The 25,556-nt window shown below is 62.2% G+C and carries 22 protein-coding genes; 16 read left to right on the top strand and 6 right to left on the bottom strand.

Features of this window, described 5'->3' with window-relative positions; all coding sequences use genetic code 11:
• The first annotated feature begins 80 nt into the window (after window positions 1-80).
• From ACM6HV_RS03165 to ACM6HV_RS03145, 5 genes are all read left to right on the top strand, one after another.
• Window positions 81-680 (top strand): DUF2796 domain-containing protein, encoded by a 600-nt coding sequence (locus tag ACM6HV_RS03165; protein ID WP_414903499.1) that lies wholly within the window; start codon window positions 81-83, stop codon window positions 678-680.
• A gap of 132 nt (window positions 681-812) precedes the next feature.
• Window positions 813-1,523 carry an ABC transporter ATP-binding protein gene (locus ACM6HV_RS03160; RefSeq protein WP_003228669.1) on the top strand — a complete coding sequence of 237 codons (711 nt, stop codon included), beginning with the start codon at window positions 813-815 and terminating at the stop codon, window positions 1,521-1,523.
• A gap of 1 nt (window position 1,524) precedes the next feature.
• Window positions 1,525-2,790 (top strand): ABC transporter permease, encoded by a 1,266-nt coding sequence (locus tag ACM6HV_RS03155; protein WP_047296874.1) that lies wholly within the window; start codon window positions 1,525-1,527, stop codon window positions 2,788-2,790.
• Window positions 2,791-2,801: 11 nt separating this feature from the next.
• Window positions 2,802-3,320 carry a DUF3299 domain-containing protein gene (locus ACM6HV_RS03150; RefSeq protein ID WP_123588906.1) on the top strand — a complete coding sequence of 173 codons (519 nt, stop codon included), beginning with the start codon at window positions 2,802-2,804 and terminating at the stop codon, window positions 3,318-3,320.
• A 222-nt stretch (window positions 3,321-3,542) separates the two neighbouring features.
• Window positions 3,543-4,241 carry an OmpW/AlkL family protein gene (locus ACM6HV_RS03145; RefSeq protein WP_041074487.1) on the top strand — a complete coding sequence of 233 codons (699 nt, stop codon included), beginning with the start codon at window positions 3,543-3,545 and terminating at the stop codon, window positions 4,239-4,241.
• Window positions 4,242-4,491: 250 nt separating this feature from the next.
• On the opposite strand, the gene ACM6HV_RS03140 is transcribed toward ACM6HV_RS03145, so the two are convergent.
• Complete coding sequence (locus tag ACM6HV_RS03140) at window positions 4,492-5,421, bottom strand: NAD-dependent epimerase/dehydratase family protein (protein WP_414903498.1); 930 nt, start codon at window positions 5,419-5,421, stop codon at window positions 4,492-4,494.
• Window positions 5,414-6,298 carry a sugar nucleotide-binding protein gene (locus tag ACM6HV_RS03135; protein WP_041074483.1) on the bottom strand — a complete coding sequence of 295 codons (885 nt, stop codon included), beginning with the start codon at window positions 6,296-6,298 and terminating at the stop codon, window positions 5,414-5,416. The genes ACM6HV_RS03140 and ACM6HV_RS03135 overlap by 8 nt, the downstream gene beginning before the upstream one ends.
• A 320-nt stretch (window positions 6,299-6,618) precedes the next feature.
• Here ACM6HV_RS03135 and ACM6HV_RS03130 point away from each other — a divergent pair, with 320 nt between their 5' ends.
• Window positions 6,619-11,052, top strand: coding sequence for a DEAD/DEAH box helicase (locus tag ACM6HV_RS03130; protein ID WP_414903497.1), 4,434 nt, complete (start codon window positions 6,619-6,621; stop codon window positions 11,050-11,052).
• Window positions 11,053-11,164: 112 nt separating this feature from the next.
• Here the strand turns inward: ACM6HV_RS03130 and ACM6HV_RS03125 are convergent, their stop codons facing one another.
• Window positions 11,165-13,258 carry a mechanosensitive ion channel family protein gene (locus ACM6HV_RS03125; RefSeq protein ID WP_414903496.1) on the bottom strand — a complete coding sequence of 698 codons (2,094 nt, stop codon included), beginning with the start codon at window positions 13,256-13,258 and terminating at the stop codon, window positions 11,165-11,167.
• A 339-nt stretch (window positions 13,259-13,597) separates the two neighbouring features.
• Here ACM6HV_RS03125 and ACM6HV_RS03120 point away from each other — a divergent pair, with 339 nt between their 5' ends.
• The 5 genes from ACM6HV_RS03120 (at window position 13,598) to ACM6HV_RS03100 (ending at window position 18,979) form a co-directional block, all read left to right on the top strand.
• Window positions 13,598-14,800, top strand: a complete 1,203-nt coding sequence (locus tag ACM6HV_RS03120; RefSeq protein WP_222018111.1) for an MFS transporter — start codon at window positions 13,598-13,600, stop codon at window positions 14,798-14,800.
• 219 nt (window positions 14,801-15,019) lie between these two features.
• Window positions 15,020-15,946, top strand: a complete 927-nt coding sequence (locus ACM6HV_RS03115) for a DUF72 domain-containing protein (RefSeq protein ID WP_414903495.1) — start codon at window positions 15,020-15,022, stop codon at window positions 15,944-15,946.
• Complete coding sequence (locus ACM6HV_RS03110) at window positions 15,943-16,740, top strand: endonuclease/exonuclease/phosphatase family protein (RefSeq protein WP_414903494.1); 798 nt, start codon at window positions 15,943-15,945, stop codon at window positions 16,738-16,740. The genes ACM6HV_RS03115 and ACM6HV_RS03110 overlap by 4 nt, the downstream gene beginning before the upstream one ends.
• Window positions 16,737-18,011 (top strand): cardiolipin synthase ClsB, encoded by a 1,275-nt coding sequence (clsB, locus tag ACM6HV_RS03105; RefSeq protein WP_414903493.1) that lies wholly within the window; start codon window positions 16,737-16,739, stop codon window positions 18,009-18,011. The genes ACM6HV_RS03110 and clsB overlap by 4 nt, the downstream gene beginning before the upstream one ends.
• Window positions 18,008-18,979, top strand: a complete 972-nt coding sequence (locus tag ACM6HV_RS03100) for a lysylphosphatidylglycerol synthase domain-containing protein (protein WP_145598388.1) — start codon at window positions 18,008-18,010, stop codon at window positions 18,977-18,979. Before clsB ends, ACM6HV_RS03100 begins: the two co-directional genes overlap by 4 nt.
• A 26-nt stretch (window positions 18,980-19,005) precedes the next feature.
• On the opposite strand, the gene ACM6HV_RS03095 is transcribed toward ACM6HV_RS03100, so the two are convergent.
• From ACM6HV_RS03095 to ACM6HV_RS03085, 3 genes are all read right to left on the bottom strand, one after another.
• Window positions 19,006-19,764 carry an alpha/beta hydrolase family protein gene (locus ACM6HV_RS03095; RefSeq protein ID WP_047296890.1) on the bottom strand — a complete coding sequence of 253 codons (759 nt, stop codon included), beginning with the start codon at window positions 19,762-19,764 and terminating at the stop codon, window positions 19,006-19,008.
• Window positions 19,754-20,863, bottom strand: a complete 1,110-nt coding sequence (locus tag ACM6HV_RS03090; protein ID WP_414903492.1) for a DUF3182 family protein — start codon at window positions 20,861-20,863, stop codon at window positions 19,754-19,756. Before ACM6HV_RS03090 ends, ACM6HV_RS03095 begins: the two co-directional genes overlap by 11 nt.
• Before the next feature lie 233 nt (window positions 20,864-21,096).
• A complete protein-coding gene (locus ACM6HV_RS03085; protein ID WP_414903491.1) occupies window positions 21,097-22,077 on the bottom strand; it encodes a GlxA family transcriptional regulator in 981 nt (326 codons plus the stop codon).
• A gap of 99 nt (window positions 22,078-22,176) precedes the next feature.
• On the opposite strand from ACM6HV_RS03085, the gene ACM6HV_RS03080 reads away from it, so the two are divergent.
• The 5 genes from ACM6HV_RS03080 to ACM6HV_RS03060 all read left to right on the top strand — a co-directional run bounded on the left by ACM6HV_RS03080 (window position 22,177) and on the right by ACM6HV_RS03060 (window position 25,549).
• The gene (locus ACM6HV_RS03080) at window positions 22,177-22,725 is read left to right on the top strand and encodes a cysteine hydrolase family protein (RefSeq protein ID WP_145598391.1); all 549 of its coding nucleotides are present in this window, start codon (window positions 22,177-22,179) and stop codon (window positions 22,723-22,725) included.
• A gap of 151 nt (window positions 22,726-22,876) precedes the next feature.
• Entirely contained in the window at window positions 22,877-23,545 is a 669-nt protein-coding gene (locus ACM6HV_RS03075) for a YjfI family protein (RefSeq protein WP_041074461.1), read from the top strand.
• 17 nt (window positions 23,546-23,562) lie between these two features.
• Window positions 23,563-24,261, top strand: coding sequence for a PspA/IM30 family protein (locus ACM6HV_RS03070; RefSeq protein WP_414903490.1), 699 nt, complete (start codon window positions 23,563-23,565; stop codon window positions 24,259-24,261).
• A 200-nt stretch (window positions 24,262-24,461) separates the two neighbouring features.
• Window positions 24,462-25,109 (top strand): DUF2491 family protein, encoded by a 648-nt coding sequence (locus tag ACM6HV_RS03065; protein ID WP_041074457.1) that lies wholly within the window; start codon window positions 24,462-24,464, stop codon window positions 25,107-25,109.
• 14 nt (window positions 25,110-25,123) lie between these two features.
• Window positions 25,124-25,549 carry a DUF350 domain-containing protein gene (locus tag ACM6HV_RS03060; RefSeq protein WP_041074455.1) on the top strand — a complete coding sequence of 142 codons (426 nt, stop codon included), beginning with the start codon at window positions 25,124-25,126 and terminating at the stop codon, window positions 25,547-25,549.
• Window positions 25,550-25,556 lie beyond the last annotated feature (7 nt).

Below are 25,556 nucleotides of genomic sequence, written 5' to 3'. Positions count from 1 at the left end.
CGTGTCAGGCGGGCAAACTCTGCGCACTTTCGTTATAAGATTACATAACAAACTCTTCACTTTACTTTCCGGAGACCGCCATGCGTCGTCTGCTCCTCGCTTTGCCGTTTGCCCTGTTGCCGCTGGCCGTCGCCCATGCTGCCGATGAGCACGATCATGACCACGAGCACGGCAGCCTCGGCGCCCACGAACATGGCGTCGGCCGACTGAACGCCGCACTCGACGGCCAGACTCTGGAGCTGGAACTGGAAAGCCCGGCGATGAACCTGGTGGGCTTCGAACATGCCGCCACCAGCGACGCCGACAAGGCCAAGGTCGCCGCCGCCCGCGCCAAACTGGAAAACCCGCTGGCGCTGTTCAGCCTGCCGGCCGCCGCCGGTTGCAAGGTCACCAGCCAGGAACTGGAAAGCCCGCTGTTCGGCGACAAGCCGGCTGCCGACGAGCATGACGATGATCACGACGAAGATGCCAAGGGTGGTGAAGCGCATCACCACGATCACAGCGAAATCCACGCTCACTATCAATTCAGCTGCGCGGCCCCGGGTGCTCTGAAGACCCTGGATCTGGCGAACCTCTTCAATACCTTCCCGGCCACACAGAAAATTCAGGTACAACTGATCGGCCCGAGCGGCCAGCAAGGCACCGAAGTGACCGCCAAGGCTGCCGCCCTGAAATTCTGATTGCCTGAAATATCCCCTGTAGGAGCTGCCGAAGGCTGCGATCTTTTGATCTTGCCTTTAAAAACAGGATCAAAAGATCGCAGCCTTCGGCAGCTCCTGCACGGGCCCGTGATCAAACATGAAACTGGTGCCATGACCCAAGCACTCATCGAACTGTCCGACCTGGGCTTCAACTGGCCCGGCCACCCGCCGCTGCTGGACATCCCGGCGTTTCGCCTGGAGCCCGGCGAAACCCTGTTCCTCAAAGGCCCCAGCGGCAGTGGCAAAACCACCCTGCTCGGTCTGCTCGGTGGCGTGCAGAAGCCCGGGCGCGGCAGCATTCGCCTGCTCGGCCAGGAACTGACCGAACTCGGTGCCGGCGCCCGCGACCGCTTTCGTGTCGATCACACCGGCTACATCTTCCAGCAATTCAACCTGCTGCCGTTTCTTTCGGTGCGCGAGAACGTCGAGTTGCCCTGCCACTTCTCCAGATTGCGTGCCGAGCGAGCGAAACAGCGCCACGGCAGCGTCGACCAAGCCGCCGCCACCCTGCTCGCTCACCTGGGCTTGAAGGACGAAAGCATCCTCGGCCGTCGCGCCGATTCGCTGTCGATCGGTCAGCAGCAACGGGTCGCCGCCGCTCGTGCGTTGATCGGCCAGCCGGAACTGGTGATCGCCGACGAACCGACCTCGGCGCTGGATTACGACGCCCGGGAAAACTTCATTCGTCTGTTGTTCGCCGAATGCCGCGAGGCCGGCTCCAGCCTGTTGTTCGTCAGCCACGACCAGAGCTTGGCGCCGCTGTTCGACCGTCACCTGTCCCTGGCCGAACTCAATCGCGCCGCCACGTCTGCCGAGGTCTGAGATGTATCTGTTTCGTCTGGCCATGGCCAGCCTGGCCAACCGCCGCTTCACCGCTCTGCTCACCGCGTTCGCCATTGCCCTGTCGGTGTGCCTGTTGCTCGCGGTCGAGCGCGTGCGCACCGAGGCCAAAGCCAGTTTCGCCAGCACCATCAGCGGCACCGACCTGATCGTCGGCGCTCGCTCCGGTTCGGTGAACCTGCTGCTGTACTCGGTGTTCCGCATCGGCAACGCGACCAACAACATTCGTTGGGACAGCTTCGAACATTTCGCCAGCAACCCGAAGGTGAAGTGGGCGATCCCGATGTCCCTCGGCGACTCCCATCGCGGCTACCGGGTGATGGGCACCACCGAAGCCTATTTCGAGCATTACCAGTACGGTCGTCAGCAACATCTGGAACTGGCCGACGGCCGTGCCTTCGCCACCGACCCGTTCGAAGTGGTGCTCGGCGCCGAAGTCGCCGAAGCGCTGCATTACAAGCTCGGCGACCAACTGGTACTGGCCCACGGCGTAGCGGCGATCAGTCTGGTCAAGCACGATGACAAACCGTTCACCGTGGTCGGCATTCTCAAGCGCACCGGCACGCCGGTAGATCGCACGCTGCACATCAGCCTCGGCGGCATGGAGGCGATTCACATCGACTGGCACAACGGCGTACCGGCCCGGGGCAACGGTCGGATCACCGCAGATCAGGCACGCAACATGGACCTGACGCCACAGGCGATCACTGCGTTCATGCTCGGCCTCAACAGCAAGATTTCCACCTTCGCCCTGCAACGCGAAATCAACGAATTCCGTGGCGAGCCAATGCTGGCGATCCTTCCGGGCGTGGCCTTGCAGGAGCTGTGGAGCCTGATGAGCACCGCTGAAAAGGCGCTGTTTGTGGTCTCGCTGTTCGTGGTGCTGACCGGGTTGATCGGCATGCTCACGGCGATTCTCACCAGCCTCAACGAGCGCCGCCGCGAGATGGCGATTTTGCGTTCGGTCGGCGCGCGGCCGTGGCACATCGCGAGTCTGCTGGTGCTGGAAGCTTTCGCGCTGGCATTGACCGGCGTAATCGCCGGACTGGCGCTGCTGTACCTCGGCATCGCCGCCGCGCAGGGTTACGTGCAGGCCAATTACGGGCTGTATCTGCCGCTGGCGTGGCCGAGCGAGTATGAATGGACGCTGCTCGGTGGCATTCTGGCGGCCGCGCTGCTGATGGGCAGCGTGCCGGCCTGGCGCGCGTATCGCCAATCCTTGGCCGATGGCCTGTCGATCCGTTTATGAGGATGTTCACCATGCCCCGCGCTGTGCTTGCGCTGCTGTTGCTGGTCGCCCTGCCCGTGTGGGCAGCGGCGCCGAAAGACCTGACCTGGTCGGAGATGATCCCGCCGGACGCCGCGCCGGAAGTGCCGAACATGACGCCGTTGCACGACCTGTCGAAGATGGGCGACGCGCTCTCGGCCGAGTCGGCGCCAGCGGCGAAACAGGACATGCCCAACGCGCCGGTGGTGCAAAGTCTCGACGGGCAGAACATCCGCCTGCCGGGCTACATCGTGCCGCTGGAAGTCAATGAAGAAGGACGCACCACGGAGTTTCTGCTGGTGCCGTACTTCGGCGCCTGCATCCACGTGCCGCCACCGCCGTCGAACCAGATCGTGCATGTGAAAAGCGAGCTGGGCGTGAAGCTCGACGAGCTGTATCAGCCGTACTGGGTCGAGGGACCGTTGCAGGTCAAGGCGTCCACCAGCGAACTGGCCGATGCCGGGTATCAGATGGCGGCGGACAAGATTTATGTGTATGAGCTGCCGGAGTAATTCCGGTAATTCTGCACTGTCCGGCCCATTGTCTTCGCGAGCAGGCTCGCTCCCACAGTTGAACGAGTTCTAATGTGGGAGCGAGCCTGCTCGCGAAGGGGTCGGCAAAGGTTCCACAAATAAACCCGCCATCACTGTTTCATTGAGCTGAGTCAAAAGACCGTATCAGACGGATTCGTACCATAGGACATCAGACATTTTTAACGTCCTTTTGGAGCTCCCATGAACAAGTCCTTGCTCAGCGCCTCGCTGTTTGCAGTCGCGCTCGCAGCCCCGCTCGCCCACGCCCACGAAGCCGGTGACATCATCGTTCGCGCCGGTGCGATCACCGTCAACCCGAAGGCCGACAGCTCCAGCGTCAAAGTCGATCAGGGTCCGCTGAGCGGCACCAACCTGGGCGGCAAGGCGACCATGAGCAGCGACACCCAACTGGGTCTGAACTTCGCCTACATGCTGACCAACAACATCGGGATCGAGTTGCTGGCGGCCTCGCCGTTCGAGCATGACGTGAAAATCAAAGGCACCGCGCTGCCAGCGGCCAACGGCAAACTCGGCACCCTGAAACACCTGCCGCCCACCCTCAGCGTCGTGTACTACCCGCTGGATGCGAAATCGCCGTTCCAGCCTTACATCGGTGGCGGCATCAACTACACCTGGATCTACGACGAGCACGTCGGCAGCGAAGCCCAGTCCAACGGCTTCAGCAACTTCAAGGCGAAAAACTCTTGGGGCCTGGCCTGGCAGGTCGGCGCCGACTACATGCTGACCGACAACATCATGCTCAACGCCCAGGTGCGCTACATCGACATCGATACTCGCGCCACCGTCGAGAACAACGCCGTGGCACCGGGTACCCGGGCCAAGGTGAATGTTGATGTCGATCCGTTTGTGTACATGGTGGGTCTGGGCTACAAGTTCTAAGCAACATTCGAACATTCGCGTGGTGGTGAATGCGGGCTAATGTGGCGAGGGAGCTTGCTCCCGCTGGGCTGCGAAGCAGCCCTGAACAAGGCAAAAGCGGTGCTTCAGAAAAACCGCGTTGACTGAATTTGCGACTGCTGCGCAGTCGAGCGGGAGCGAGCTCCCTCGCCACAGGGATTGCACAAGCGTCAAAGCGATACCCCGCCCACAAAAAAGGCGCCTGCAAAGGCGCCTTTTTTGTTTTTTCGATTTAGCGTCCCAGCAACCGCGCCAGCCCCACACGCATCGGCGTCGGCTCTGGCAGCTTGAAACGTTGCAGCAAACGCGTGTTGTTCGCCCGCGAATGACGGATGTCGCCGGCGCGCGCCGGGCCATAGCTGACCGGTGGCAGTTCGCCGACCACTTCCTGCAGCGTTTGCAACATCTGCTTGAGGTTCATCGCCTGGTTCCAGCCGACGTTCATCGCGCCCACTTCCACTTCAGGCTTGTCGATTGCCTGCACCAGCACGTCGACCAGATCCTCGACATAGAGGAAATCGCGGGTCTGCTCACCATCGCCGAACACGGTGATCGGCAGACCCTTCTGCGCCCGCTCGCTGAAGATGCTGATGACCCCGGAATACGGCGAGGACGGATCCTGGCGTGGGCCGAAGATGTTGAAGAAGCGGAAGATCACCGGCTCCAGGTCATGCTGGCGACGGTAGAAATCGAAGTAGTGCTCGCCGGCCAGTTTGTCCGAGGCGTACGGCGTCAGCGGGGCCTTTGGCGTGTCTTCGTCAATCGACTCGCCTTCGCCATTGTTGCCGTACACCGCTGCGCTCGACGCGTAGAGCACACGCTTGACCCCGGCCTGGCGCATGGCTTCGCAGACATTCAGGGTGCCGATGAAATTGCTCTGATGCGTCTTCACCGGATCGTCCACCGACGCCTGCACCGAAGCGACTGCCGCCAAATGCGCAACGGCGCTGCAGCCTTGCATGGCCTGCGCGACCAACGCGGCATCGGCGACATCACCGACGATCAGTTCGACCTTCGGGTTGTCCAGCGGCAGGTTGGCGCGTTTGCCAGTCGACAGATCATCGAGAATCCGCACCGAATGGCCGGTGGCGAGCAATGCATCCGTCAGGTGCGAGCCGATGAAACCGGCGCCGCCGGTGATTAAAACAGGGCCTTCAGCCATGACGATAAAACCTATCCAGTAAAGCCGGGAGCGCGGCGCGCCAGGCGCGGGGCTTGATCCCGAAAGTGTGCAGAATTTTCTTGCAGGCGAGGACCGCGTGCTGCGGTTCCTCGGCGGCATCCGGCCGCGCGGCATGGGCCTGAGCGGTCGGTGCTTCGATCGCCAGCGGATGCAGGCTGCGTGCTTCGGTCAGAATCGCCTGACCGAGCGCCAGCGGTGTGGTCGCCTCGTGGCCGGCGTAATGGTAAGTGCCCCACAGCGGCGCCGCGCAATCGAGTTGCTTGAGCACCGAAATGATCACTCGCGCCGCATCGTCCACCGGGGTCGGATTGCCCCGGCGATCATCGGCCATGAGCAATTCATCCGGCTGTTCGGCGCGGGCGAGGAAGCGTCCGAGGGTGCCTTCAGGGCTGTCATCGAGCAGCCAGCCGAAGCGTAGCAACACGTGTTGCGGGCAGGTCGCACGGACACTTTGCTCGATGCGCCACAGCGCCTGGCCGCGCAGGCCCAGCGGCACCGGCTCGTCTTTTTCGCTGTAGGCAGTCGCCCGCGAACCGTCGAACACCCTATAGCTGGATGGCTGCACGAGGATGATGTTGTGGTGCTGGCACAGTTCGGCCAGCCGCTCGATGGCGCGTTCCTGGCCGGCCAGACGGCTTTCGCTGACGGTCTCGGCCTGGAACCAGTCGAAATAGTAGGCGAGGTTGATCAACGCATCCGGACGGGTATCGTCGAGCAGTTGCGTCAGGCTCGCGGCATCCCAGCCGTCTTCTGGCGGGCGGGGGGCGAGGAAACCGATGTCTTCTTCCGCACCGAGGCGAATCAGCGCCTGCCCAAGGGCATTTCCGCCGCCCAGTAACATAAGGCGCATTCGCATAGAGTCAGCAGGCCCAGTCTGATTGGAACGATGGCTTTAGCGACGGTGCGGGTGACACCGTCATCGATAATTGCCGGAATCGTTGCATTTTGCGGGTTTAGTGCGCAACCGTCACCCGTAAAGTGTAGATCGCCGGGAATTGTGCTGAATCAACTGGCCCCATCGCTGGCAAGCCAGCGCCCACAAGGTTCAGTGTTGATTGCCAAACTGTTGAACAACAACAATCACTGTGGGAGCTGGCTTGCCAGCGATGAGGCCCTGAACAGCAAAGATCCCCAGCGGTACTTGCATATTGTCGCCCCCACCCGCATAACTTGAGCATGAATCTGCCCATCCCCAAGGACGCCGCCCTGGCTGGCTTTCACCCCGCCGTCAGCGCCTGGTTCAGCAGCACCTTCCCGTCGGTCACCGCCGCCCAGGCCCGCGCATGGCCATTGATCCGCCAGCGCCGCTCGACGCTGATCGCCGCGCCCACCGGCTCCGGTAAAACCCTCACCGCGTTTCTCGCGGTGCTCGACGACCTCGTCCACCGTGGCCTGGAAAACCCCGACGGCCTGCCCGACGAAACCCTGGTGGTCTACGTTTCACCGCTCAAGGCTTTATCCAACGACATCCGCATCAACCTGCAAACTCCGCTGGCCGGGATCACCGAGCAGTTGCGCCAGTCGGGCCTGCCCGAACTGCAGATCACCACGGCCGTGCGCACCGGCGACACCCCGCAAAAAGACCGCGCCGCCATGCGCAAAAGTGCGCCGCACATTCTGGTGACCACCCCGGAATCGCTCTACGTGCTGCTCGGTTCCGAGTCCGGGCGCAAAATGCTTGGCAGCACGCGCACGGTGATCATCGACGAGATCCACGCCATCGCTGCCGGCAAACGCGGCAGTCATCTGGCGCTGAGCCTTGAGCGCCTGCAGGCGCTGTGCGCCGAACCGCTGACACGCATCGGTCTGTCCGCCACACAAAAACCGATCGAGGCCGTGGCACGGTTTCTGGTCGGCACTGATCGCCCCTGCGAAATCATCGACATCGGCCACGCTCGCCCCCGAGACCTCGGCATCGAAGTGCCGCCGGTGCCGTTGTCGGCAGTGATGGCTAACGACGTCTGGGAGCTGGTTTATGACCGGCTCGCCGAACTGGCCCGCGAACACCGCACCACGCTGATTTTCGTCAATACCCGGCGCTTGGCCGAACGCTTGAGTCGACACCTCAGTGAGCGCCTCGGCAAACGCGCAGTGGCCGCGCACCACGGCAGCCTGGCCAAGGAATTTCGTCTCGACGCCGAACAGCGACTCAAGCGCGGCGAACTGCAAGTGCTGATCGCCACCGCTTCGCTGGAGTTGGGCATCGATATCGGCGAAGTCGATCTGGTCTGCCAAATATCCTCGCCGCGTTCGATTGCCGGGTTTCTGCAAAGAGTCGGTCGCTCCGGGCACCAGGTCGGCGGCACGCCCAAGGGCCGCTTGTTCGCCACCACCCGCGACGACCTGATTGAGTGCGCCGCCCTGCTCGACTGCGTGCGCCGTGGCGAACTCGACACTCTGCACATCCCCGAAGCGCCGCTGGATGTACTGGCGCAGCAGATCATCGCCGAAGTCAGTTGCCGGGAATGGGCGGAAGATGCGCTGCTGGCGCTGTTCCGCCAAGCCTCGCCGTACCGCGATCTCGACGAAAAACACTATCAGGCGCTGCTGACCATGCTCGCCGAAGGCTACAACGGTCGTCAGGGCATCCGCAGCGCCTACCTGCACCGCGACGCCGTCAGCCGCACGCTACGCGGCCGCCGTGGCGCGCAACTGACCGCCGTGACCAGTGGCGGCACCATTCCCGACAATGCCGACTACAGCGTGTTGCTCGAACCGCAGGGCCTGAACATCGGCAGCGTCAATGAAGACTTCGCCGTGGAAAGCATCGCCGGTGATGTGTTCCAGCTCGGCAATACCTCCTACCGCATCCTGCGGGTGGAAACCGGCAAAGTGCGCGTCGAGGATGCCCAGGGCCAGCCGCCGACCATTCCGTTCTGGCTCGGCGAAGCCCCGGGGCGCAGCGATGAATTGTCGGCGGCGGTGGCGCGCCTGCAAGCGACCCTCGACGAACTGCTTGGCGTCCGCCCCGGCGATCTGCAACCGGCGCTCGACTGGCTGACCGCAACCCTGGGTCTGAACCGTGCCAGCGCCGAACAACTGGTGGAGTATCTCGCCCGCGCTCGCCTGACCCTCGGCGCCCTGCCCTCGCAGGACACGCTGCTGATGGAGCGGTTTTTCGATGAGTCCGGCGGTACTCAGTTGATCATCCATTCACCGTTCGGCAGCCGCATCAACCGCGCCTGGGGCCTGGCCTTGCGCAAGCGTTTCTGCCGCACGTTCAACTTCGAGTTGCAGGCAGCCGCCAGCGAAGACGCGATTGTCCTGTCGCTGTCCACCAGCCACAGTTTCGAACTGGATGATGTCTGGCGGTACCTGCACAGCAACAGCGCCGAGCACATCCTGATTCAGGCGATTCTCGACGCGCCGCTGTTCGGCGTGCGCTGGCGCTGGAATGCCGGCGTGGCCCTGGCGTTGCCGCGTTTTACCGGCGGGCGCAAAGTCGCGCCGCAGTTGCAGCGGATGAAAAGCGAAGACCTGATCGCCAGCGTGTTCCCCGATCAGATCGCCTGCCTGGAAAACCTCGCCGGCGAGCGGGAGGTTCCCGAGCATCCGCTGGTGGAACAGACCCTCGACGATTGCTTGCACGAGGCCATGGACAGCGACGGCTGGCTCAACCTACTGCGGCGCATGGAGCGCGGCGAGGTGCGGTTGATCAGCCGCGATCTGCCGGCTCCGTCACCGCTGGCGGCAGAAATTCTCAGCGCGCGGCCGTACGCCTTTCTCGACGATGCACCGCTGGAAGAACGCCGCACCCAAGCGGTGATCAACCGACGCTGGAGCGATCCGCAATCCACCGATGATCTCGGGGCACTCGACGCCGACGCCATCAACGCGGTGCGCGAGGAAGCATGGCCGACGCCGGCCAACGTCGATGAAATGCACGAGGCGCTGATGAGCCTGGCGTGCGTCAGCGACCTTGAAGTTCAGGCTGGCGAACACTGGCGCGAATGGCTTGACGCGCTGACTGCGAGCGGTCGCGCCTGCCGCTTGGCCGTTCCGCCAGTAACGGCAAAAGAAAAGCTTCGCGAGCAGGCTCGCTCCCACATTCAACCGGGTTCCGCCCGTTGGAACACCGTCAACTGTGGGAGCGAGCCTGCTCGCGAAGACGGCCTCACAGTCACTACACATCCACAGCCTGGCTCGTTGTGGCTGGCGCGAGAACGCCTGAAGTGTCTGCAAGCGCTTTATCCACAGGCCACGTTGCAACCGCCGCAAGCAGCGCTGCCCGGGTTCGATGATATCTGGACGGTCGATGACGCATTGATCGAAGTGATCCGCGCCCGACTCGGCGCCTTCGGTCCGCTGCCGTTAGCCGCCATTGCCGAACCACTCGCGTTGCCGATACCGCAGGTCAATCAGGCCCTCGCGCAACTGGAGCGCGAAGGCTATGTGCTGCGTGGCCATTTCACTCCGGGGTCGGCGGTCGAAGAATGGTGCGAACGGCATCTGCTGGCGCGCATTCATCGCTATACGGTCAAGCGTCTGCGCCGGGAAATCGAGCCGGTAGCACTGCAGGATTTCATGCGTTTTCTGTTCGACTGGCAACACCTTTCCCCCGCTACACGCGGTCAGGGCAGCGCGGTGTTGCCGGCGATTGTCGGCCAGTTCGAAGGTTACCCGGCAGCGGCCTCCGCGTGGGACAGCGACATTCTTCCAGCGCGCTTGAAAGACTATTCGCCGAGCTGGCTGGATGACCTGTGCCGCAACGGCAAACTGGTGTGGACCCGGCTCAGCGCCCGGCAGAAAGTCAGCGGCACGGCGTTGCGCAGTACGCCGATTGTGCTGCTGCCGCGCAGTCAGGTCGGGTTGTGGGGTGCGCTGGCCGAGCAGACGCCGGTCAGTGAACTGTCGCCGAAAACGCAAAAGGTTTATGAGGCGCTGAGTCAGCACGGCGCGCTGTTTTTCGATGAGCTGATTCACGAGGCGCATCTGCTGCGCACCGAGCTGGAAATCGCCTTGCAGGAACTGGTCGGCGCCGGCCTGGTAAACGCCGACAGCTTCGCCGGGTTGCGCGCCTTGATCACCCCGGCGAGCAAGCGCCAGCAACGCAGCAGTCGTCGCGGGCGCGGCGCGTTTGTCGGTGGCATGGACGATGCCGGGCGCTGGGCGTTGTTGCGCCGCGGGCCACGGCAGGAAAGCGCTGAGATAGCGTCACCGGAAACCCTCGAACATGTCGCCATGACGTTGCTGCGCCGCTATGGCGTGGTGTTCTGGCGCCTGCTGGAGCGCGAAGCGGATTGGCTGCCGAGCTGGCGCGAATTGCTGCGCACGTTTCATCGGCTGGAAGCCCGTGGCGAGATACGCGGCGGGCGCTTTGTCAGTGGTCTGGCGGGGGAGCAGTTTGCCTTGCCCGAGGCGATTCCATTGCTGCGCGAGGTACGGCGGCGGGCGCATGACGGCAGTCTGGTTGCGGTGTGTGGGGTTGATCCGCTGAACCTGGCCGGGACGTTGTTGCCGGGGGCGAAAGTGCCGGCACTGGTGAGTAATCGGCTGGTGTATCGCGATGGGGTGCCGGTTGCTGCCGAGATTGCCGGCAAGCAGGTGTTCTGGACTGAGCTGGATCAGGTGATCATGGAGCAGGTGCGCAGCAAGCTGATCCGGCATTGATGTCGACAGTTCCGGCCCTTTCGCGAGCAGGCTCGCTCCCACAGTTTGATCGTCCTCCTGTGGGAGCGAGCCTGCTCGCGAAGAGGCCAGCTGCCCTATCCAGAAACTTGCTTCAGGTCCGCGATTCCTGCGGCACCTCGCTCGCTACCTGTGCGCCCTCACCCTGCCGCCTGGGCAACAACACCTGCTGTGGATAAGTCTGCGCGAAATGCACCTCGGCGCTGTTATCCACAAGCTTTTTCAAACGCTGATTGAACGCCCGGCTCACCGCATACTGCCCGCCCGACACGGTACGGAATTGCGCGGTCAGCACCACGCCGTTCAAGTCCATTCTGTCCACGCCAAATACATCCAGCGGCCCTTGCAGGTTGTACTTGAGGAACGAGTCTTCACGGATCGAATCGCCGGTCTGGCGGATCAGTTCGATGGCCTTGTCGACATCGGTGTCGTAGGTGAACTGCACCGAGAAAAACGCGAAGGCAAACTGGCGTGACTGGTTGGTGACTGCCTTGATCTGACCGAACGGGACCGAGTGCACAAAACCCTTGCCGTCGCGCAGGCGCAGGGTGCGGATGGTCAGGCCTTCGACGGTGCCGGCGTGCCCGGAATCGAGCACCACCCAGTCGCCGATCGACAGCGTGTCTTCAATGATGATGAACAGCCCGGTAATCACATCCTGCACCAGTTGCTGCGAACCGAAACCGATGGCCAAACCGACCACCCCGGCACCGGCCAGCAGGGGCGCGACGTTGATCCCCAGGTTGGCCATGGTGGTGATCGCGCAGATCACCACCAGGATGATTTTGATCGCGTTGCGCAGCAGCGGCAGGATGGTTTTCACCCGGGTGCTGGGCTGGCGCGACGAGCGTTTGCTGACCGGTGGTTTCAGCGCTTCCTGAATCGCCGTGTCGAGCACCACCCACAACAGCCAGGTGACGAGGAAGATCAGGCCGATGCTGCTCAACGCATTGCTGATCGCCCGGCCGACGGTGCTGCTCTGGGCAAAATCGAGCAGCGAAACGCCCCAGATCCGCCCGAGAATATCGATGAAGGCGATCGCAATGACGATCCGCAGCAAGGCATGCAACAGGCTGAGAAAGCGCTCCTTGTAGGCGCTGCTGCGTTGGATCGCCTCGGCTTTTCGCGACTTGAACAGGTGCTGGAGGATAGTGCTGAGGAACACCGTGCCGATCAGCAACACCGTGGTGAACAACGCGCAGCGCAGGGCCTTCTGGTTGTCCTCGCCGATGCCGATCAGATTGACCACCGAAACCAGCACCATCAACACGATAGGCCAGTACCAGAGCCCGGAAAAAATCCGTAGCGACTCCTGCAACGACGGCTGCTTCAGACGCTGTTCCAGTGGCCGGTTGCGTATCAGATGTGCCACCGGCCGGCGCAGGCGAATCACTAGCAGACCGAAGATGATCGAGGCAATCAGCCCGGTGAACACCGCGACGCTGCTGGTGATGTTGCCGCCCAACTGACGGGCGATCTGCGGACTGGTCAACGCGTCACTGAGGGCCGCGAGGAAGCCGATCAGGAACAGCGGTTTCGGGCAGTAGTCGCGGATGATCCGCGCGGCAGGCCGTTTGTGCCCGACGTTGAACATCACCACCACGCACAACAACATTGAAGTGGAGAAAATACCGCTGCTGGTGGCGTACGCCAGACACAGCGCCAGCGCCCGTCCCACCGAGGCTTGCAGAAAGTGGCTGACGTACAGCGTCAGCGGCAGACAGATCAGCGCCGGCAGCGTGTACGGCAGCAGGTAGCCGACCAGGTCCTGACTGCGCTGGCGGGTCCGCAGCCAACGGCCCTGACTCAGCCGCTTGGCCAGCAGGCTGCCGAGCACGGTCAGCAGCGCAAACGCGCCGAGCCAGACGCCGGACAACATCAGGAAATCCCCGGCGACGCTCCAGCCGGACCGGTTCGACGGCTGGTTGACCAGTTTGTCGACTTCGTCCGCCGCGCGGTCGGCACGCAGGCGCCAGGCATCGACCAGATGTTCATTGAGGTCGAGTTTGTCCTGCACGTCGTCGATGCTCGAACTGATCGCACCGAGCAGACCGCCCTGCACAATCGGCTCGGGTTTGGCCGGCTCTTCAGCGGCAGCCGGCCCCCCCGGCAGCGCGGCGGCTTCGAGTTCGCTGGCGCCGAGAAACAGTAGCGCTCCCAGCAGAATGGCGATCCTGAACTTGATCAAAACTGCGATCCCTCTTGGCTGAACCTATAAGGAACTGATCGGTAATTGTCAGGCAAGTTCAAGAGCACCCTCACCCCAGCCCTCTCCCCGAGGGAGAGGGAGCCGACCGAGTTGTGCTCTCGAGCTACATCGACCTGAAATATCCAGCCGAACTCAATATTGAGTGCAACCGAGATCAGCTCCCTTCCCCCTCGCCCCCTTGGGGGAGAGGGTTGGGGTGAGGGGGAGCGCTTTTGACCTTTGCGTCCAAGGCAAATATCAAATACCTGGCCCCGTATTTTTCCGCACGAGCCAAACCTCGACACTGCGCTCCATTCAAACCTCTACCGGAGTGCTGTCATGCCCATTGCCTTGCTCGCGCTGACCCTCAGCGCCTTCGCCATCGGGACGACCGAGTTCGTCATCGTTGGCCTGCTACCCACCATCGGCGCCGACCTCGGCGTCAGTCTGCCGTCCGCCGGCCTGCTGGTCAGTCTCTATGCCCTGGGCGTTGCCATTGGCGCGCCGGTGCTGACCGCCCTGACCGGCAAAGTCCCGCGCAAACTGTTGCTGTTGTCGCTGATGGTGCTGTTCACCCTCGGCAACCTGCTGGCCTGGCTGGCGCCCAGTTATGAATCGCTGGTGCTGGCGCGGATCGTCACGGGCCTGGCGCACGGGGTGTTCTTTTCCATCGGCTCGACCATCGCCACCAGCCTGGTGCCCAAGGAAAAAGCCGCCAGCGCGATTGCGATCATGTTCACCGGCCTCACCGTGGCGCTGGTCACCGGCGTACCGCTGGGCACGTTCATCGGCCAGCATTTCGGCTGGCGTGAAACCTTCCTCGCGGTCTCGGCGCTGGGTGTGATCGCCTTCATCGGCAGCCTGCTGTATGTGCCGAACAACATCGCCCACAGCAAACCGGCGTCGCTGTTGCAACAACTGCAAGTGCTGAAACAACCGCGCCTGCTGCTGGTGTACGCCATGACCGCGATCGGTTACGGCGGCTCGTTCATCGCCTTCACCTTCCTGGCGCCGATCCTGCAGGACATCTCCGGTTTCAGCGCCAGTACCGTCAGCCTGGTGCTGCTGGTGTACGGCGTCTCGGTGGCGGCCGGCAACATCTGGGGCGGCAAAATGGCGGACAAGCGTGGGCCGATCAGCGCCCTGAAAATCATCTTCGCCCTGCTCGCCGCCGTGCTGTTCGTACTGACCTTTACCGCCAGCAACCCATGGCTGGCGCTGGCCACGGTGCTGGTGTGGGGCGCGGTGGCGTTCGGCAATGTGCCGGGGCTGCAAGTGTACGTGGTGCGTCAGGCTGAACATCACACGCCGCAGGCGGTGGACGTGGCATCGGGGCTGAACATCGCGGCGTTCAACCTGGGGATTGCCGGTGGCGCATGGGGCGGCGGGCTGATCGTCGAACACCTTGGCCTGATTCACACAGCGTGGATCGGCGGGCTGGTGGTGTTGGTGGCGCTCGCGCTGACGGCCTGGAGCGGGCGACTGGATCGCCTTGGTCCGACCTATGCCGAAAGCACTACACGAGTCGTCACCGGTCACTGATCAAATAGCTGTCTCAACGATATCCCCCTGTAGGAGCTGCCGAAGGCTGCGATCTTTTGATGTTGCTTTTCAAGATCAAAAGATCGCAGCCTGCGGCAGCTCCTACAGGGATGATGTTGTCTCCAGGCTACCGTCCGTAACGCCACCGAAACTTTCCCGAACCGCCCACAGTCATCAACAAACACAGGCTGTACGAGGACTGACGACGGGAGGGGCGGCATGGCAACGATTCACATCGGTATTTCCGGCTGGCGCTACGCTCCGTGGCGCGGGGATTTCTACCCGAAGGGACTGGCCCAGAAGCGCGAACTGCAATTCGCATCACGGGCGGTCAACAGCATCGAAATCAATGGATCGTTCTACGCCCTGCAACGGCCCGAACGTTATGCGCAGTGGTACAGCGAAACGCCGGACGACTTCGTCTTCAGCGTCAAGGCGCCGCGCTTCATCACTCACGTCCGGCGCTTGCGCGAGATCGAAAAACCGCTGGCGAATTTCTTCGCCTCCGGGGTGCTGGAGCTCAAGGAAAAGCTCGGGCCGATCCTCTGGCAGTTTCCGCCGAACTTCAAATTCGACCCCGAGCGCTTCGAACACTTCCTCTCATTATTGCCCCACGATACCGAGGCGGCCGCCGCCCTCGCCCGTCAGCACGACGCGCACCTGCACGGCCACGCCAGCCTGAAAGCCTGGCGCAAGAAGCCGCTGCGCCATGCCGTCGAAATTCGCAACGACAGCTTCATCGATCCCGACTTCGTGCGCTTGTTGAAACGCTACAACACCGCCCTGGTGATCGCCGACACCGCCGGCAAATGGCCGTATCGCGAAGACCTTACCAGCGACTTCATCTACCTGCGCCTGCACGGTGCCGAAGAACTCTACGCCAGCGGCTACAGCGAATCGGCGCTGCAGAACTGGGCCAAACGCATCGACGCCTGGCACCACGGTCAGCAGCCTGGCGATGCGCACCTGATCGCGCCACGCCTCAAGCCCCGGGCGAGCAAGTCCCGCGAAGTGTTCTGCTATTTCGACAACGACATCAAAGTCCGCGCCCCCTACGACGCGCGCCGGTTGCTCCACTGTTTTGAGCTGGATAAAACACTCGCCACCGCCCCCGGCGAACCCGCTGCCGAAGGGGTGCTGACATGAGTATTCCAGAGCCGGTCGGGGTCACCGACGAGCAGACCCGTGTCGAAGCCTCGGTGCGCCGTTTCACCGTGCTGACGGTCAACACCCACAAGGGTTTCACCGCGCTCAATCGACGTTTCATCCTTCCGGAGTTGCGCGAAGCCGTGCGCAGCGTGGCCGCCGACGTGGTGTTTCTGCAGGAAGTCCACGGCACCCATGAACATCATCCCAAGCGCTACAGCAACTGGCCGACGATGCCGCAGTACGAGTTCCTCGCCGACAGCCTGTGGCCGCAATTCGCCTATGGACGCAACGCGGTGTACCCGGAGGGCGATCACGGCAATGCGCTGCTGTCGAAATTCCAGATCATCCGCCACGATAACCTCGACGTGTCGATCAGCGGCCACGAGAACCGTGGTCTGCTGCATTGCGTGCTGCGCATGCCGGGCGATGGCGTCGAAGTGCATGCGATCTGCGTGCATCTGGGTCTGCGCGAAAGCCATCGCAATGCGCAATTGAAACTGCTCGGCGAGCGCCTGGCCCAGCTGCCGGATAACGCACCGGTAATCGTCGCCGGAGACTTCAACGACTGGCGCCAGCGCGCCGACGCGTTGCTTGAACCCTGCGGCCTGCGCGAGGTGTTCGCCGAGCATCACGGCAAACCGGCGCGCAGCTTTCCGGCGCGTCTGCCGACGCTGCGGCTTGATCGTATTTATGTACGCAACCTCAAGGCCAGCCAACCGAAAGTCCTGGCCAACCGGCCCTGGTCACACCTTTCCGACCACGCCCCGTTATCGGTGGAGATTGAATTATGAGCAGCGCACCGCTGGAGAAATCCGCCGTGGAACCGATCAGCATCAACCCGCCGGTACGCGAGCCCGGGCCTGTCGATGTCGAGTACAGCTGGCAAGGCAACAACCGCGTCGAGTTGCTGGAAAACGGCGAGGAATATTTCCCCCGGGTGTTTGACGCCATGCGTGCGGCGAAGAGTGAAATCCTGCTGGAGACCTTCATCGTTTTCGAAGACAAGGTCGGCGCAGAGTTGCAGCAGATCCTGATCGACGCCGCCCGCCGCGGCGTGCGCACCACCGTCAGTCTCGACGGCTTCGGCTGTGGTGAGTTGACCACCGGTTATCTCGCGGCGCTGAGCGACGCCGGCGTACACCTGCAGATGTTCGACCCGGCGCCCAAGCACCTGGGTTTTCGCACCAACTGGTTCCGCCGTCTGCACCGCAAGATTGTGGTGGTCGACGGACTGATCGCGTTTATTGGCGGGATCAACTTTTCCGGCGATCACTTGGCCGACTTCGGCCCCGAAGCGAAACAGGATTACGCGGTGCAGGTTCAGGGGCCGGCGGTCGCTGACATCCATCATTTCGCCCTGCTGCAAAGTGGTCGGCCAGGCCGTGCACGCTTCTGGTGGCAACGTCGGCGCCAGCGCCGGGCAGACATGGCTTTCAACGATCACGACGGCCAGGTGCGCCTGGTGTTTCGCGACAACGATCAGCACCAAACCGATATCGAAGACGTGTATTTGCACGCATTGCGCCGGGCCAAACGCCGGGTGGTGATCGCCAACGCCTATTTCTTCCCCGGCTACCGCCTGCTGCGCGAGATCCGCAACGCGGCGCGCCGTGGCGTCGAGGTGCGGCTGATCCTGCAAGGTCAACCGGACATGCTGGTGGCGAAACTGGCGGCGCGCATGACCTACGACTACTTGCTCAAGGCCGGGGTGCAGATCCACGAATATTGCCAGCGCCCGCTGCACGGCAAAGTCGCCTTGGTGGATGAGGAATGGAGCACGGTCGGCTCGAGCAATCTCGACCCGCTGAGCCTGTCGCTGAACCTGGAAGCCAACGTGCTGATCCGTGATCGCGCGTTCAATCAGCACTTGTTCCAGCGTCTCGAAGACCTGAGCCACAACCACTGCAAGGCGATGGACCCGAGCAAGGTGCCACGCGGACGGATCTGGCACATGACCGTGGGGTTTCTGGTGTTCCACTTCCTGCGGCATTTTCCGGCGATGGCCGGTTGGCTGCCGGCGCACAAACCACGGCTCAAGCCGTTTCGGGGGCACATGTCATGAGCCATTCCCCAGCGCAAGCAGCGCCCGCCGTGCATTCTCGATGGAGTCGCTGGAAACGCCCACTGACGCTGCTGTTCTTCCTCGCGTTGATCGTGTTGCTGACGATGTTTGCCACCCGCATCGAATGGGCGGAAGTGCTGCAGACCCTGGCCGACTTCAAGGTGCGCACACTGCTCATCGCCGCCGGCGTGACCCTGTTGAGCTTTCTCACCTACGCCAGCTTCGACCTGATCGGGCGCACCTACATCCGCCAGGACCTGACCTGGAAACAGATCCTCCCGGTGGGGATCATCAGCTATGCGTTCAACCTCAATCTCAGCGCCTGGGTCGGCGGGATCGCCATGCGCTATCGGCTGTATTCACGCCTGGGGGTGAGCAAAAGCAACATCGCCAAAATTCTCGGTCTGAGCCTGGCCACCAACTGGTTCGGCTACATGACGATTGCCGGCGTGGTGTTCAGCAGCGGCCTGGTGAGCATGCCGCCGGGCTGGAAAATCAGCAGCGATGCGTTGCAGGGCATTGGCGTGCTGTTGCTGCTGCTGAGTGCCGGTTACCTCGCCGCGTGCCAGTTCTCCAAGCGCCGCGAATGGTCGATTCGCGGGGTGGAAATCAACCTGCCGTCCCTGCGCATGGCCGTCCTGCAACTGCTGCTGGGTGCGCTGAACTGGTCGTTGATGGCGGCGGTGATTTTCACCTTGCTGCCGGGCAAGCTGGATTATCCGCTGGTGCTTGGCGTGCTGTTGATCAGTGCGATTGCCGGGGTCATCACCCACATTCCGGCGGGGCTCGGGGTTCTGGAAGCGGTATTCGTCGCGCTGCTGCAACACGAAGTTTCGCGGGGCAGCCTGGTAGCGGGATTGCTGGCGTATCGGGCGATTTATTTTCTTTTGCCGTTGTTGATCACGGTGGTGATGTATCTGCTGGTCGAGGCCAAGGCGAAGGCGTTGCGGATCGAGAAGAAGCCCTAGTCATCCTTCGCCACAGGGGGATGTGCTCAAGTGGACTGAATGATGCTCAACCGCTCCCCGACCACCATCTCGGTAATCCAGTCCACCAGAATCGAGGTATAGGCCTGCTGCGAAACCGGGTCGCTCAGCGCATGGTCAGCACCGTCGATGATCCGGTGCGTCAGCGAATGCGTCTGCTGACACGCGGCGCGGTAACTCATGATCGTGGCGTGGGGCACGTAGTCATCGGTTTCCGATTCCACCAACAACACATCCCCGGTGAACTGCGAACAGGCGTGCAAGGCGCGGTTACTGTCGGCACGCACCAGCGTCGCCCGATAGTCACGCAGATCAGCCTTGTCCAGATCACGCTTGGGTGTATGCCATTGCTCGTCGCGATACAGCGCCGGCACTCGCAGCGCCAGCCAGCGCACCGGGCGCAGCGAGGTGAGAATCGACGCGAGATAGCCGCCATAACTGGTGCCGACTACCGCAATCGCCGAGGTGTCGAGCGCCGGATGCGCCAACAGGCGATCGTAAGCCGCGAGCAAGTCACGCAGGTTGTCTTCGCGCGTCACCCGGGTCAGTGGAATGCCGGTGCCACCGGTGTGTCCGCGCAGGTCGAAGGTCAGACACACACAACCCAGCCCGGCGATGCCCTTGGCGCGCTCCAGATCACGCTCCTGGCTGCCACCCCAGCCGTGCACAAACAACACGCCGGGGACTTTCGATTTGGGACTGAGAAACGTCCCGCTCATCTGTTCGTCATCAATGTCGATCTGAATGCTTTCGCTTCTAGCCGTCATAGGATTTGACCGTTACGTATTTGAGGAGAAAGTCGCTGTTCTCGGCCGGGCCGCGATAGATTTCGATGGCGTCCGCCGGCAGGCTTTGATCACCGTAGGTTTCTACGGTCGACACACGGATCGCCCGCATCTGCGGAGCGTTGACGAAGCTCTGCAGCGCGGCCAGTTCAGCGCTGCTGGCACCGCCCATGCGCCAGGATTGTTCGAGCACACCACTGCGCGGTTTGCCATTGCTGTCCAGGCCTTGAGCGATGTCGTAGTTGCGCCGCGAGGCATAGAAACCCGGATAGGCTTCGTCTGCCGCCCGGTCAAACTTCCGCGCCTGTTCGATGGCCAGCCGCACGTCATCCGCTAGCTCCAGCGCCAGCAACTGATCGTAGCCGCCCTGCACCACCAGCAGATTCGAACCGCCGTAGACGTCCTCGCCATGGGCGTCCTGAGTCAAGTATTGATCACCGCAGTAGCTCAGCACCTTGCCGCCGATGAATGACTGACCGACGCTGTGGGTGACCACCTTGCTCAAGTCCTGCTCCAGCACCACGCCATCGCGGAACAACGCTGCCGCATCCACTCGAGCGAGGACCTCGTCGAACGCGTCGAGGCTGTTGATAACCTCCTGACCGCGACCGGCACAGGCGTGAATCGGTTTGAGGCGAATGGGGCCGCTGTACAGCAAGTGCTCGGCGGCGGGCCGCGCGTCTTCCAGGGCAAACACGGTCAAGCCATCGAGCACCACGTCGCGCACACGCTCGCAGAACTGCGGCGCCCAGCCTTGCGGCGCGTGGGCCAGATGGCTGCGCAGGCCGTGACTGATGGCTTTGGTGCAGATGAAATCGTGTTCGACGAATCCGCCCCATAAATCATCCGCGCTTTTGATGCCCAAGGCCTGTGCCTGTCCGGCGCCGACAATGGTTTGCGTCGGCAGCCAGTACAGATCACGGCCGCGGTGTTTCTCCGGGTCGTAGCTGCCAGCAAATCTGAGCCCGAGAATCTGCGCCAGCCAACGGGCCAGCGCCTTGTTGGTCTGCACTTCATGGTGTGGCGCGCCAGCGCGCACCGAGTGCGCGACGACGATTTTTCTGCCTGGCGTCGGGGTCATGCGTCCCCCTTGCAGCGGATGAGTGAATGGAGTGATGAACGGTGCAGAGATCAGGCCAATCGGGAGGCTGTGGAAAACTTCGGTGAATCAAATGCTTGCCTAAAACGTGATGGCATCAGGCCCGTTTCAATCTGCACGACCGGGCGTCAGCGCCCGGTAATTTGCACGATTTCAGCAGCACCAGATTTCAATGTGGGTGGGGGCTTGCTCCCACAGGTCATGGCGTGTCTGGACTATCCCGAGACACCAAACCGCGCCCGATAATCACTTGGCGTCAGCCCGGTGATTTTCTTGAAGATCGCGCGAAACGCTCCCGGGTCCTGATAGCCCACCGTCCATGCAATGTGGTCGATGGTTCCATTGGTGAATTCGAGCAGTTCTCGCGCCTTGCCAACCCGCAGATGCTGGCAATATTCGGTGGGTTTCAACCCGGTCGCCGCACGGAAACGACGCAGAAACGTGCGCTCCTCCAGCCCCGCCCGCTCTGCCATCGAGGTCAGCGAAACATCAGTGGCGCCGGTGCTTTGCAGCCAATGCTGAACATTGAGAATCGCCGCGTCGCCATGACTGAGGATCGGTGCAAAATTGCTCCCGCAGGCACTGGCGCTGTCGCTGTGCTCCATCACCAGAAAGCGCGCGGTGCCGCTGGCGATGCTCGGCCCGAGCAGCCGGTCGACCAGGCGCAAACCCAGCTCCGACCAAGCCATCAGCCCGGCGGTGGTGATCAAGTCGCCGTCATCGACAATCGGCGTATCCGCCTTGAGCCGGATGTTCGGATAACGCTCGGCAAACGCCTTGGCCGAGGTCCAGTGCGTGGTGGCGCTACGCCCGTCGAGCAGGCCGCTTTCGGCCAGCAGCATCGACCCCACACAGACACCGCCGAGGGTTGCACCACGGGCATGCTGATCACGTAGCCATTGCAACCATTGCGCTGAAACGCTGGCCGCAGAAAAACTGCCGAGGGACGGTGGAATCAGCACTGCCAGCAAATGACTGTCAGCGCCGGGATGACTGTCGTACACCCGCTGCGGCGCCTGCCCGGCGTCGGCTTTCCAGTGACTGACGCGCAGCACCGGTAACTGCGCCGCCTGACGCTCGGCAGCTATCCGGTTGGCGACCGCAAACAGATCGTTCAGCCCATGCACCGCCGCCAGTTGTACGCCGGGGTACATCAGTACGCCCAGTTCCACCGTGGCGGCCCTTTCTGCGCCCATGTCAGTTTTCCCCTGCTTATTGTCGGTCCGGCCAATCCTCGAAACGTCGGCCAGCGCCAATACTGAATCCACTTCCAGCCCATGCATCGAGGACACACCATGACCAGACAAGCGCTCATCGTAGTCGATATCCAGAACGACTACTTCCCCCAAGGCAAGTGGCCGCTGGTGGGGGCTGAAGCCGCCGCCGACAACGCCGCACGGCTGCTCGCCGCGTTCCGCGAAGCGGGCGATCCGGTGGTGCACATTCGCCACGAATTCACTTCGGCCGACGCACCGTTTTTCACCCCGGGCTCGGACGGCGCAAAACTGCATCCCAAAGTACTCAATCGTCCGGACGAACCGGTGGTGCTCAAGCACTTCGTCAATTCGTTCCGGGAGACCGCGCTGCAATCGATTCTCGATGAACAAGGCATCAGGGATCTGGTGATTGTCGGCAGCATGAGCCACATGTGCATCGACGGCATCAGCCGTGCGGCGGCGGACCTGGGCTACGGCGTCACGGTAATCCACGACGCCTGCGCCTGCCGTGACCTGGAATTCAACGGGGTCACGGTGCCTGCCGCTCAGGTCCACGCGGCATTCATGTCGGCACTGGGTTTCGCTTACGCCAGCGTGGTCTCGGCCGAGGAGTTTCTGGGGCGCTGATCCATCACGACACACCCGGTAAAAACTTGCGCCCGCCACGTTGCGGGCGTTTTTCGTCTGTCATGAAAATCTCACGCGTGAGCCATTGATGGCACTTTGAATTGGTTGTAGTGTGGCTCACGCGTGAGATGTTCATAACGGAGTCATTGCCATGAAAAGCCGCTCCCCCACTGTTGCGTCAGAGAGCCCAAAGGGAGAGCGCTCGAAACCGTCCGCGAAAAAACCGTCGAGCTTCTACATGAAGCAGATGCGCGCGGGCCTGGCTGCTGCCGGTTATGTGAAACACGAAACTTGGGTGCTTCCGGAAAACCGAAGCTTGCTCAAGCAGATGGAGCAACAGCTACGCCAACCGATTCTGGCTGGCTCATTCATGTCGGAGAATTACATGAGCGCAGGCAACAACTGGAACATCGATAGCCTCTTCAACGCCCTCAAGGCACTGGACGAGGTGGCTTCGCACGAGATCACGCTGTCTCTGATCCAGAGCTCCGAACCCAGCATCAAGCTGGAAATGAACGAATTCGGCGGTCTGCCGATTCACATCGCCGTGGCCGGCCAGCAGATCATCGTCGACACCGTGCTGGTGGACATCGATTCGATCACTGACGTGCGCGCCTTCAACGACGCCGTGCTGCGCAGCCGGGAAATGTTCCCGCTGTCGTCGATCGGTATCGAGTCGATGCCCAACGGTCAGACCGTTTACAACATGTTTGGCGCTCTCAGCGCCGACTCGAGCCTGACCAACGTCGTCACCGAGGTGAAAACTCTGGTCGACAACGTGCAACGCGCGAGCGAAGCCTTCGAACACTTCTTCAAGTAATCAACAGGGAATATCCAATGACTCAGTCCATCTGGAGCAAGTTGTTCACCGCTCTGCGCGGCGGCGCCAATGAAGTCGGCGAAGCGATCGTCGACCAGCAGGCCCTGCGCATCCTCGACCAGGAGATCCGCGACGCTGATACAGCGCTGTCGAACGCCCGCCGCGAGCTGGTCACCATCATGGCCAAGCACAAGCTGGCCGCCGACCGCGTGAGCGAGTACGACGCCAAGATCAAGGACCTGGAAGCCAAGGCGGTTGCCGCGCTGAACGCCGGCCGCGAAGACCTGGCCATGGAAGTGGCCGAAGCGATTTCGACCCTGACCAACGACCTGACCGCCGAGAAAGCCCAGAGCGACGAATTCGGCACCTACGCCGAAAACATGCGCAAGGACATTACCAAGGCCGAGTCGCGGATCAAGAGCCTGCGCCAGCAGGTGGACATGGCCAAGGCCCGTGAAAGCGTGCAGAAGGCGCAGGTCAGCGCGTCCATCGCCAGCGGCGGCGCCAACGGCAAACTGGAAACCGCCGTCGGCACCCTGAACCGTCTGCAGGCCAAGCAGCAGCAACGCGCTGCCGAGCTGAGCGCCGCCGACGAACTGGCCGACGCTTCGACCGGCAACGACCTGGAGCGCAAACTGCGCGACGCCGGCATCACGCCGAACGAGGGCAGCGCCAATGCGATTCTTGAGCGTCTGAAGCAAAAGTCGACTCAGTAAGCACCAACACAAAAACCTGTGGGAGCGAGCCTGCTCGCGAAGAGGGTGTGTCAGGCGACATTAATGTCATCTGATATTCCGCTTTCGCGAGCAGGCTCGCTCCCACATGGTTTACGGCGTGTCGTTCGTCGCCCGGCCCGGTACACTAGCGACGTTTTTTTTACCGACGAACACCTCCACCCGCCTCAAGGAATGTACCCATGGGATGGTTAAAAGATTTGCTGGGCACCAGCAACTGGCAGCCGGCTGCGCCCGCTCCGGTAGCCGGCGGCCCACTCGGAATGGCACAGGGCAAAGGCGTGCGATTCGATTCGACCCTGGCCTTACTGCTTGATGGCAGCACCTCGGTGCAGGTTCCGGCGGCAGAGGCAATCTGGAGCGCTGGCTGGATCGACCTTGGCCAATCCAACAAACTGCATCGCTACTACCTCAACAACGAGGATTTCTGGCTGCAGATCCACGTCACCGGTGACGACCAGATCGAGTCGGTCACCCTGTTCAACTACCTCAACTACGTGACCGTCAACAGTGACGCCGAGCTCCAGCGCCTGGCCGGTCCTGCAAGCCCGATCGGCCTGCCGACCTACACTCACGACGGCGTCCAGTACAGCCGCGAATGGGGCACCGAACTGGGCCAGACCGAACTGGTCCCGCTGACCGAACACGTGGTCAATCCGGACGAGAGTTACACCATCGAACACCACTCCATGCTTTATGCGCGCGAGACCGGCCTGACCGATCGCCGCGAATTGCTGCTGTTCTCCGTCGAACAGGACGAAGAAGGCACCGTCAGCCTGAGCACCTCGCTGGGTATTTCGCTGTACACGACTGATCTGAGCACCATTTAAAAAGGAAGTTTTCCATGCTGGAAGTGCTGGCCGTTTCCCTGAACAAGACCGCGCTGGTCGGTTTCGTCGTCTACCTGATCGGCGCCGTGCTGCTGTTCATGCTGTTTCAGTTCGTCTACACGCGCATCACGCCCCACAAAGAATTTGAGCTGATCCGCTCCGGCAACATCGCTGCCGCAATCGCCCTGTCCGGCGCGATCATCGGTTTTGCGATTCCGGCCAGCAATGTCATCGCGTTTTCGGTCAACGTCCTCGATTTCGTGCTGTGGGCAGTGATTGCGGCGGTGGTGCAATTGCTCGCGTTCCTCGCCACCGGCCTGGTTCTCAAAGGCACCTCCAAGCGGATCGCCAACGGTGAAATCGCTTCGGGTATCTACGTGGCCGCAGTGGCCATCAGTGTCGGCATGCTCAATGCCGCGTGCATGACCCCGTCCAACTGATCGGCAG

The organism is Pseudomonas sp. IT-P260 (assembly GCF_949768395.1).
GTDB classification, from domain to species: domain Bacteria; phylum Pseudomonadota; class Gammaproteobacteria; order Pseudomonadales; family Pseudomonadaceae; genus Aquipseudomonas; species Aquipseudomonas parakoreensis.
This window is presented reverse-complemented; position numbering and strand designations above follow the sequence as displayed.

Excerpts from the sequence above, each read along its gene's own strand:
- ACM6HV_RS03060 (WP_041074455.1), top strand. The coding sequence starts at position 25,124 with ATGCTGGAAGTGCTGGCCGTTTCCCTGAACAAGACCGCGCTGGTCGGT.
- ACM6HV_RS03115 (WP_414903495.1), top strand. The coding sequence starts at position 15,020 with ATGGCAACGATTCACATCGGTATTTCCGGCTGGCGCTACGCTCCGTGG.
- ACM6HV_RS03095 (WP_047296890.1), bottom strand. The coding sequence starts at position 19,764 with ATGACGGCTAGAAGCGAAAGCATTCAGATCGACATTGATGACGAACAG.
- ACM6HV_RS03160 (WP_003228669.1), top strand. The coding sequence starts at position 813 with ATGACCCAAGCACTCATCGAACTGTCCGACCTGGGCTTCAACTGGCCC.
- ACM6HV_RS03120 (WP_222018111.1), top strand. The coding sequence starts at position 13,598 with ATGCCCATTGCCTTGCTCGCGCTGACCCTCAGCGCCTTCGCCATCGGG.
- ACM6HV_RS03155 (WP_047296874.1), top strand. The coding sequence starts at position 1,525 with ATGTATCTGTTTCGTCTGGCCATGGCCAGCCTGGCCAACCGCCGCTTC.
- ACM6HV_RS03075 (WP_041074461.1), top strand. The coding sequence starts at position 22,877 with ATGAAAAGCCGCTCCCCCACTGTTGCGTCAGAGAGCCCAAAGGGAGAG.
- ACM6HV_RS03100 (WP_145598388.1), top strand. The coding sequence starts at position 18,008 with ATGAGCCATTCCCCAGCGCAAGCAGCGCCCGCCGTGCATTCTCGATGG.
- ACM6HV_RS03135 (WP_041074483.1), bottom strand. The coding sequence starts at position 6,298 with ATGCGAATGCGCCTTATGTTACTGGGCGGCGGAAATGCCCTTGGGCAG.
- ACM6HV_RS03090 (WP_414903492.1), bottom strand. The coding sequence starts at position 20,863 with ATGACCCCGACGCCAGGCAGAAAAATCGTCGTCGCGCACTCGGTGCGC.
- ACM6HV_RS03080 (WP_145598391.1), top strand. The coding sequence starts at position 22,177 with ATGACCAGACAAGCGCTCATCGTAGTCGATATCCAGAACGACTACTTC.
- ACM6HV_RS03130 (WP_414903497.1), top strand. The coding sequence starts at position 6,619 with ATGAATCTGCCCATCCCCAAGGACGCCGCCCTGGCTGGCTTTCACCCC.
- ACM6HV_RS03165 (WP_414903499.1), top strand. The coding sequence starts at position 81 with ATGCGTCGTCTGCTCCTCGCTTTGCCGTTTGCCCTGTTGCCGCTGGCC.
- ACM6HV_RS03150 (WP_123588906.1), top strand. The coding sequence starts at position 2,802 with ATGCCCCGCGCTGTGCTTGCGCTGCTGTTGCTGGTCGCCCTGCCCGTG.
- ACM6HV_RS03065 (WP_041074457.1), top strand. The coding sequence starts at position 24,462 with ATGGGATGGTTAAAAGATTTGCTGGGCACCAGCAACTGGCAGCCGGCT.
- clsB (WP_414903493.1), top strand. The coding sequence starts at position 16,737 with ATGAGCAGCGCACCGCTGGAGAAATCCGCCGTGGAACCGATCAGCATC.
- ACM6HV_RS03070 (WP_414903490.1), top strand. The coding sequence starts at position 23,563 with ATGACTCAGTCCATCTGGAGCAAGTTGTTCACCGCTCTGCGCGGCGGC.
- ACM6HV_RS03085 (WP_414903491.1), bottom strand. The coding sequence starts at position 22,077 with ATGGGCGCAGAAAGGGCCGCCACGGTGGAACTGGGCGTACTGATGTAC.
- ACM6HV_RS03110 (WP_414903494.1), top strand. The coding sequence starts at position 15,943 with ATGAGTATTCCAGAGCCGGTCGGGGTCACCGACGAGCAGACCCGTGTC.
- ACM6HV_RS03140 (WP_414903498.1), bottom strand. The coding sequence starts at position 5,421 with ATGGCTGAAGGCCCTGTTTTAATCACCGGCGGCGCCGGTTTCATCGGC.
- ACM6HV_RS03145 (WP_041074487.1), top strand. The coding sequence starts at position 3,543 with ATGAACAAGTCCTTGCTCAGCGCCTCGCTGTTTGCAGTCGCGCTCGCA.